The organism is Sulfuricurvum sp. RIFCSPLOWO2_12_FULL_43_24, assembly GCF_001829605.1.
Lineage (GTDB): Bacteria > Campylobacterota > Campylobacteria > Campylobacterales > Sulfurimonadaceae > Sulfuricurvum.
On the sequence record NZ_MIBT01000045.1, the window covers coordinates 1 to 8,218 of the forward strand.

General features: G+C 43.7%; 9 protein-coding genes and 1 pseudogene. 4 read left to right on the forward strand and 6 right to left on the reverse strand.

What is annotated here, in order from left to right; translation table 11 throughout:
* On the reverse strand, positions 1–560 hold a 560-nt coding region (gene rpsB, locus A3G19_RS04530; RefSeq protein ID WP_294870803.1), incomplete at its 3' end, for a 30S ribosomal protein S2.
* Positions 561–864: 304 nt separating this feature from the next.
* Between rpsB and A3G19_RS04535 the strand changes: the two genes are divergently transcribed.
* Positions 865–2,397 (forward strand): DUF3373 family protein, encoded by a 1,533-nt coding sequence (locus tag A3G19_RS04535; RefSeq protein WP_294870805.1) that lies wholly within the window; start codon positions 865–867, stop codon positions 2,395–2,397.
* Between the two features lie 65 nt (positions 2,398–2,462).
* Here the strand turns inward: A3G19_RS04535 and A3G19_RS04540 are convergent, their stop codons facing one another.
* The 5 genes from A3G19_RS04540 to A3G19_RS04560 form a co-directional block, all read right to left on the reverse strand.
* Positions 2,463–2,930 (reverse strand): peroxiredoxin, encoded by a 468-nt coding sequence (locus tag A3G19_RS04540; protein ID WP_015652640.1) that lies wholly within the window; start codon positions 2,928–2,930, stop codon positions 2,463–2,465.
* Between the two features lie 13 nt (positions 2,931–2,943).
* On the reverse strand, positions 2,944–4,359 hold the full coding sequence (locus A3G19_RS04545; protein WP_015652639.1) for an aldehyde dehydrogenase family protein: 1,416 nt from the start codon (positions 4,357–4,359) through the stop codon (positions 2,944–2,946).
* A 61-nt stretch (positions 4,360–4,420) separates the two neighbouring features.
* Complete coding sequence (locus A3G19_RS04550) at positions 4,421–5,101, reverse strand: hypothetical protein (RefSeq protein WP_015652638.1); 681 nt, start codon at positions 5,099–5,101, stop codon at positions 4,421–4,423.
* 50 nt (positions 5,102–5,151) lie between these two features.
* Positions 5,152–5,646 carry a 5-(carboxyamino)imidazole ribonucleotide mutase gene (gene purE, locus A3G19_RS04555; protein WP_015652637.1) on the reverse strand — a complete coding sequence of 165 codons (495 nt, stop codon included), beginning with the start codon at positions 5,644–5,646 and terminating at the stop codon, positions 5,152–5,154.
* Positions 5,647–5,703: 57 nt separating this feature from the next.
* On the reverse strand, positions 5,704–6,090 hold the full coding sequence (locus A3G19_RS04560; protein ID WP_041192364.1) for a nuclear transport factor 2 family protein: 387 nt from the start codon (positions 6,088–6,090) through the stop codon (positions 5,704–5,706).
* Between the two features lie 175 nt (positions 6,091–6,265).
* On the opposite strand from A3G19_RS04560, the gene A3G19_RS04565 reads away from it, so the two are divergent.
* From A3G19_RS04565 to A3G19_RS04575, 3 genes and pseudogenes are all read left to right on the forward strand, one after another.
* Positions 6,266–6,712, forward strand: coding sequence for a hypothetical protein (locus tag A3G19_RS04565; protein ID WP_015652635.1), 447 nt, complete (start codon positions 6,266–6,268; stop codon positions 6,710–6,712).
* A gap of 238 nt (positions 6,713–6,950) precedes the next feature.
* Entirely contained in the window at positions 6,951–7,871 is a 921-nt protein-coding gene (locus tag A3G19_RS04570; protein ID WP_015652634.1) for a branched-chain amino acid transaminase, read from the forward strand.
* Positions 7,872–7,966: 95 nt separating this feature from the next.
* Positions 7,967–8,218 (forward strand): annotated as a pseudogene (locus A3G19_RS04575) (prohibitin family protein); the annotation flags it as partial.

Sequence of the window (8,218 nt, forward strand, 5' to 3'; positions counted from 1 at the left end):
GTATCAAGAGGAGCAACAACTTGGATTCCAAGGTTACGCGCTTCTTGAACCGCGATGTGTTCTTTTACCGCATCGATAACGAACATCAAATCAGGCAAAGTTTTCATATGACGGATACCGCCGAGGTATGCAATCAATTTTTCTTTTTGACGATTCATCATCAACGCTTCTTTTTTAGTCAAAAGGTTGATTTGTCCGTTTGCTTGCATCTCTTCGATGATATCAAGTTTACGGATTGATTTTTGGATCGTCGGGAAGTTAGTCAACATTCCACCCAACCAGCGGTTGTCAACGTATGGCATTCCACATTTTTCAGCTGCATCACGGATCGCAACACGAGCTTGTTTTTTAGTTCCTACGAAAAGGACAGTTTTGCCCTCAGCCGCAGCATCAACCACTTGTTGATACGCATTACGGAAATAACGCAATGTTTTTTGAAGATCGATGATGTAAATGTTTTTACGAACACCGAAAATGTATTTTTTCATTTTCGGATTCCAACGACGTGTTTGGTGACCGAAGTGTACACCGCATTCGAGAAGGTCTTTCATTGTTACCATAGTGATAACTCCTGTATAAAATATAGTTTGTTCTTCGTTGTCTTGGGCGAATGCTAACAGAGCCGATGAGACATCGGGTGCACGAGAACTGCGTGATCGCTTGCGAATTTTTTCCCACGTCTGCAAATAGAGGAGAGAAAATCGGGCGGATTATACTGAAATAGCTCTTAAATTTAGCTGTATTTAATATTACCCGCACCGTCACCTTTTTATCACACAAAATAGCCTTATTCAAATTACTTTTATATAATTTTTGTTAATATCAGTTCCAACAATGCACAGGCATTAAAAATAAGGAGAAATGATGACACAACGAATCCTAGGTTCTGTTGTCGCTGCCGCACTGCTCACTACGAGCGCATTCGCAGACGACGCATTGATGCAACGGTTTGAAAAGATGGAAAAAGAGATGGCAGCACTCAAAGCTGAGCTCAATGCCATCCGAGCCGAAAACTCTAAATTGAGTACTCAACTCTCTTCCCCTGTTGCTGCTGATGATAAAAAAGAGGTCGCAAGTGCCGGCAAGCTTAACGAAACACTCGAAGAGATCCAAGATCAACTCGACGATTTAAACAAAAAAACCAATGGCAACAACCTCAAATTCGGAGTTGATTTCCGTACCAGCGTGGATAATCTCCACTACAAAATGGCCGATGGAAGCAAACAAGAAAACGATGCTCTACTCTCGAATCGCCTATGGTTAAATATGAACTATGCAGCTACCAAAAATCTTAGTTTTACAGGGCAACTTGCTTATAACAAAACATTCGGTCAGCGTTCTATGGTTGATTCCAATACGGCAGGAATGGAAGGTTTTGACTGGATCAGCAGCGAAGCGGCATACGATGACACCCTTCGTGTACGATCTGCCTATTTCTTTTACCAAGACGATGAGTTTATGGGAGCCGATGTTCCATGGACCGTCAGTATCGGTCGCCGTCCATCTACCGAGGGGCATCTCGTCAATTTGCGGGATGATGTAAAAGCTTCTTCTCCACTTGCGCACACCGTCAATGTCGAATTTGACGGTGCCAGTGCAAAATTCGGTACCGAAGAGCTGATCGGGCTGGATGGCTCCTACTTTAAACTCTGTCTTGGCCGAGGGATGAGCAATGCTGAACCGCGATTTGGGTCTTCACCTTACAGCGGAAATGATGCGACAACCAATGATGTTGATATGGCTGGAATTATTGTGGTTCCATACGACGATAAACAATACAGTACGGGATTCCAATATACCTATGCCAATAATTTAATTGATCAAATAACTGCCAGTACAACAGACTTTAGAATGAAAACCGTTGGAGGCCTCCACACAGCGACTGCTTTTGCGATGGTGAATGGAATCGGTGACGGTATTAATGATTTCTTGGATGAGACAATTTTCTTTGTCAGTGGTGCGATGTCAAAAACTGATCCTTATGAAGGCAAAGGGGGTATGCTGGGATCAACCGACAGTCAAACCGGATACAGCTACTGGATCGGTACCCAATTTCCATCACTCCTCACCGATGAGGGACGCTGGGGAGCTGAGTTTAACCACGGTTCGAACTACTGGCGTCCGATTACGTACGGAGAAGACACTTTGATCGGATCTAAAATCGCCGCTCGCGGGGATGCCTATGAGCTTTATTTCACAGAACCGTTGGTTGATGACATCCTCACATTCCAACTCCGCTATACGTATATCGATTATGATTATGCCGGAAGTAACGGTTTCTTCGGAAGTACAACAGGAACTCCGATGAGTATGAGTGAAGCCATTGGAGCAGGTGCCGGCTCTATGGTTGTCGATAAAGCTCAAGATATTCGAGCTTATATTCGCTACAAATTCTAAATCTCTCGTCATCCTGAACTTGATTCAGGATCTAAGATTGCGGATCAAGTCCGCAATGACAGAAGTTATCCCACCAGTTTCGCCAATTCCTCTTTAACTTGTGCCACATGATCTTTTACTTTGACATTTGTCCATGCTGCTTTGATTATCCCTTTTGGATCAATGATGTACGTTGATCGGACAATTCCCATATACTCTTTGCCGTAGTTCTTTTTCATTGCCCATACACCGTAATCTTGCATCATCTGCGTGGTCGGATCGCTAAGAAGGGTAATATCGAGGCTTTGTTTCTCGATAAAATTACGATGAGATTTCGTGCTGTCCGCACTCACCCCGAGGATAATCGCCCCCATATCATCATACGTATCCTGTGCAGCACTAAATTCACATGCTTCGGTAGTACAACCCGGAGTTGAGTCTTTCGGGTAAAAATAGAGGACAATCCATTTCCCGCGTAAATCGCGTGAACAAATCTCTACATCGTCTTGGTTACTTAAACAAAAATCGGGGGCTACAGTTTCTAGTTCTAACATCATTACTACCTTTTTATAAAATTACTATGGATTTAATTTCGCTAAACTCTTCGATAGCAAACCGAGGTCCCTCACGTCCGACACCACTGAGCTTCACACCGCCGTAGGGCTGAATGTCAAAACGTAACGTCGGCATATCATTGATCACCACACCCCCTGCTTCGAGTTCATCGATTGCTTGGGTCGCATGAGAGAGATTATTGGTGAAAACCGAGAATTGCAATCCGTACGGAGAATTATTCATCCGCTCTATTGCATCGCGGATTCCATCCACCCGTACCAGACTGACTATGGGAGCGAATACCTCTTCGCATACGATCTGCATCGACTCATGTACGTCTGCCATCACACACGGATAAAAAATCCGTCCTTCACGGTGTGGGGGAGTTAGCGGGCTCGCCCCCTCTTCCATCGCATTTTCTACCCAACTCATTGCACGTTCTGCCGCTTCATCGTTAATTAATGGACCTAAAAATGTATCCTCATTATACGGTGAACCGACAATAAGTTTCGTCGTTGCCTCTGCCATTTTGAGAGCAAATTCATTGTAGATAGAGCTATTTACGTAAATACGCTGGAGCGAAATACACACTTGCCCCGAGTTGACAAATGCCCCGATAGCACAACGCTCTGCCGCATAGTCGAGGTCGGCACTGGTATCGATGTACGTTGCCGCATTGCCGCCAAGTTCAAGCGAGACTTTTTTGATCCCCGCAGTGCGGGTAATGATATTGCCAACCCCCACCGATCCCGTAAAACTGATAACACGGGGAATATCACTGCCGACCAGCGCGCTTCCCACTTCCGCATCGCCGTACACGACACTCAGGGCATCAGGGATGGCATAAGGACTTTCGATAAAAAGTTTTGCCAGTTTATACGCACATAACGGCGCTTCGGGAGTTGGTTTGAGGACAACTGCATTTCCCGCAACCAGAGCAGGTGCCAGTTTATGGGCAACGAGATTGAGAGGAAAATTAAACGGAGTAATCGCTACGATAACGCCAACCGCTTCTCTGCGCCAATACGCGTGAGCCTTACGTCCGCTACTCATCGCGTCGGTGTTGATTGTCTCCCCATGCATGGTTCGCATCGTCTCGGCGGAGAGGGTGATCGTCTCGATACATCGATCCACTTCGATTCGGGCATACGTGATCGGTTTACCTACTTCGTCACACAATACTTTGGCAAACTCCTCACGCTGTTCACGGAGTTTAGAGGCAACATCCAACAGCCATGCGCATCGCTGATGGAGTGGAATTTTTTTAGCTTGTTTTGCCGCTTTTTGAGCAATCTTCAAAGCCTCGTTTGCATCTTCGGCACTGCACTGCGCCGCACGCGAAACGACACGCCCGTCATACGGGCTAAGACGCTCGGTGTAACTTTGCGGTACAACTTGACGTGATCCCATCCAAACGTGTGCATCCATCCTTCACTCCATTTAAAAAATATTGGAAATTATACAAATCATGACATAAAAAGCTTAGGTGTTATTTTTTCTTACTTCGAACCTTAGAGACCCTTTTAGGATTCGCTTTGTATTTTTTATCCTTGAGCTTTTCGACAATACCGACGGCTACGTTATGCATATCTTCAATAATTCCATCATTATTCTGTTCAAAAAAACCTCTATTGGTTTCAAATTTATCGATTAAGAGCGCAAAATCGATCTCTTTCAAAAACGGATAGTGATGTATCGATTTTTCCTCTTCAAGTATCCAATGACTTAAAATACAAATCACTAAAAATTCAGGGATAAAGGAAGGTTTGTCCGAAAAATGGCTCACCACTTTTTTCGCCATAGCATTGTAATAATCTTTCAACGGCTCTTCGAATTTGGCTAATTTTTTGAGGTGCGGATATTTATCGCCATATTTAGCCAAAGTCAACAAATAATCGACATTCACAACACTCTCTTGAAGTTTGTCTCTCAACTCTCTTAAGGTATCATAAACATACTCTGTATCGACCTTTGTTCCAACCGATAGCTCGCACGCACTCTCTTCAACTTGATAAAAATATCTCTCCAGCGCCGTTCGGGCAAAAACAAGTAATGCTTCTGTTTTTACATCTCTTAAAATCGTAGGCTTTACTCTGTTTGTGCAGTTCTCTTTCAAAAAAAGGTCAATTGAAAGAGCATTATCTTCAACCATTGAAAAATCTTGCAGCATACTCTTTCCTTGGTTTATGGTATTTTTATCTCGAAACTTTCATCTCTATATTAGAGTCTAGTTTCTATTCCTAACGAATCCGTCTCAACTTGTTGCGCTTTCGCAACTCTGTCTTCAAGAAGTTTTTGATGCAGTTCTTCATTTTGAAGCGCTAAAATTTGAATGGCCAAATAAGCTGAATTTATCGCTCCGGCTTTTCCGATAGCAACTGTGGCAACCGGCATTCCAGCAGGCATTTGTACTGTCGAAAGAAGAGCATCAATACCACTAAGTGCCGATGCACTCATCGGTACGCCGATAATAGGTTTAGTCGTTTTAGATGCCAATACTCCAGCCAAATGGGCTGCCATTCCGGCTGCTGCGATAAAAACCTGTGACCCTTTTTTTTCGGCATCTTCGATGTAATTCTTGGTTCGCTCAGGCGAGCGGTGAGCTGATGAAATAATCAATTCATAAGGAACACCGAAAGATTCCAAAGTTTCAGCACACGATTTCATCACTTCATAGTCACTCTTACTGCCCATAACAATCGAAACAAATTTCATTTTTACCCTTTATTTTTGGTTTTCACTTTTTTATTGATGATACTCTGATTACCTGTACTATACCATGCGCGGTACTTGAGAAGAGTGATGCTGCATAATTGGTCTTGACTTAGAAATATCTACAATATAACTAAACCGAGCTTCAAAATTCAGCATCTCTCCCTCAACATCAAAACGCCAGTTATAGATACCGCTCAATGCATACACACTCTCATTGATACGTTGAACGTGCAATGTTTTTTCATGCAGCGCAATACTTAACCCCTCACGACTTCCTAATTTTTCAAAATATTCACGAAGCTTATCCGGTGTATTCGGCAATTTATTGGAAAACGTCGGAATTAAAACAGCATGTTCATCATATAAAGACAAAAGAGCCTCAATGTCACCATGATTAACGGCATCCATCCATTCCGTAAGAATCTCTTTTGGAGTTCTCATCATCCTTCTCCCTTGTGTATAATTAAGTTATGCTATAATTTGGAAATTCAAAACTTTTGAAATTATGTTTCAATTATACTTATTATTACTAAAATAAATATCATAAAGATGTTTTTAAGCATTCTTTTTCCTCAATATCTTTAAAATATGTCCCAAAATTACACAGAGGATATCTTACATGGAACTTAAAATTACCGACGGTGTTTTAGGGGTACGCCCTCCCGTCACCAAACCCCACCCGGGATTCTACTTCCAAGTCGGCGAAGAGCGTTTTCGCCGCCTCATTGATGATCACTACGAGATGATCCGCAACAGTGATATCGCATTTTTATTTCCCGTTAACGATGATGAAGATTTTGAAGCTGCCAAAAAACACGCCGCCGACTTTCTCATCCAAATCTGCGGAGGACCCGACTTTTTTGCCCAAAGCCGTGGGGAACCTCGTATGGTAGGTCGCCACGCACCGTTTCGTATCGATGAGCACGGACGCCGCCGATGGCTTGAGTTTTATGCTGAACTCCTCCCTCCGCTCGAAGCAGAAGGGGTGAATCCTGAATACATCCAATCGTTTTGGGATTATCTCGATGTTTTCTCTATTTGGATGATCAATACACCCTCACATTAAATGCTTCCCGCGATTGCGGGAACTCCTCGCTCTTAATATACCTTAAATCACAACTGCGCTAAAATCTCCCAATTTTTCTTTTGGAGATCTTCCCTATGAATGAAGCCAAATATATTTGGATGAACGGTACACCCTCACATTAAATGCTTCCCGCGATTGCGGGAACTCCTCGCTCTTAATATACCTTAAATCACAACTGCGCTAAAATCTCCCAATTTTTCTTTTGGAGATCTTCCCTATGAATGAAGCCAAATATATTTGGATGAACGGCAAAATGCTTCCGTGGAGTGAAGCAAAGATTCACGTCCTTTCCCACACACTGCACTACGGTAACGGCGCAATCGAGGGGACCAAAGCGTATAAAACCCCAAAAGGGTATGCCATTTTTCGTCTGAACGACCACACAAAACGTCTGATCGAATCGGCAAAAATGACCCTTATTACGGTCCCTTACACTGTAGAGGAACTCAATGCGGCGCAAATCGAACTCTTGCGTGCCAACGAATTTACCGGAGAAAATGTCTATCTTCGTCCTATCGTTTACCTCGGTTACGGTGTTATGGGTGTCTATCACAAAGAAGCTCCGGTCGAAGTATCGGTTGCCGCATGGGAATGGGGCGCTTACCTCGGTGAAGAGGGGATGAAACGGGGAATCCGTTTGAAAATCTCATCGTTCAGCCGTCCGAATAACAAATCGAACATGGGTAAAGCCAAAGCGGTCGGAAACTACCTCAACTCTCAAATGGCGAAATTCGAAGCGGTTGAAGCAGGGTATGATGAAGCGTTGCTCCTCGATGATGAGGGATACGTTGCCGAAGCGAGCGGGGCATCGTTTTTCTTGATCAAAGACGGTGAACTAATCACCCCTCCAAATGACAACTCGCTCGTGTCGATTACCCAAAAAACCGTTATTGAGATGGCGGAAAACATGGGGATCAAAGTTACGCGCAGAAAAATCACCCGTGAAGAGATTTACGTAGCCGATGAAGCATTCCTCACCGGAACGGCGGCTGAGATTACTCCGATTCGCGAAGTCGATGCACGTGTACTCGGAGCAGGCGGACGCGGGCCATTGACCGAAAAAATCCAAAGCGCTTATTTCGACATCGTATGCGGTCGAAACCCAGATTACGATCACTATTTAACCTATATAAATTAAAAAAACACTGGGCTTACTGCCGAAGTAAACCCAGTGTTAACGTAGCTAATCGGGATGTATTCCGATAGCGTATAAATCATAGCAAAAGGAAAATCATGGCAAGTGATATGAACGACTATTTCAATAAAAAGAAAAAAGAAGAACAACGAGGGGGGGGCTTTCAGGCTCCAAAACCGCCAAAATTCGATTTTAATCTAAACAGCCAAAAAGCGGGAATGTTATGGGTTATCGGCGGATTTATTTTGCTCCTCGTTTTAGCCAAACCGTTCATCATTATCACCGAGGGGGAACGCGGTATCCTCTCCACCAACGGTAAATATGAAGATCAGGCACTCATGCCGGGGCTC

Coding starts and splice junctions, on each gene's coding strand:
- A3G19_RS04565 (WP_015652635.1), top strand. CDS start 6,266: ATGGAACTTAAAATTACCGACGGTGTTTTAGGGGTACGCCCTCCCGTC.
- A3G19_RS04550 (WP_015652638.1), bottom strand. CDS start 5,101: ATGCTGCAAGATTTTTCAATGGTTGAAGATAATGCTCTTTCAATTGAC.
- A3G19_RS04560 (WP_041192364.1), bottom strand. CDS start 6,090: ATGATGAGAACTCCAAAAGAGATTCTTACGGAATGGATGGATGCCGTT.
- A3G19_RS04570 (WP_015652634.1), top strand. CDS start 6,951: ATGAATGAAGCCAAATATATTTGGATGAACGGCAAAATGCTTCCGTGG.
- A3G19_RS04540 (WP_015652640.1), bottom strand. CDS start 2,930: ATGTTAGAACTAGAAACTGTAGCCCCCGATTTTTGTTTAAGTAACCAA.
- purE (WP_015652637.1), bottom strand. CDS start 5,646: ATGAAATTTGTTTCGATTGTTATGGGCAGTAAGAGTGACTATGAAGTG.
- A3G19_RS04535 (WP_294870805.1), top strand. CDS start 865: ATGACACAACGAATCCTAGGTTCTGTTGTCGCTGCCGCACTGCTCACT.
- A3G19_RS04545 (WP_015652639.1), bottom strand. CDS start 4,359: ATGGATGCACACGTTTGGATGGGATCACGTCAAGTTGTACCGCAAAGT.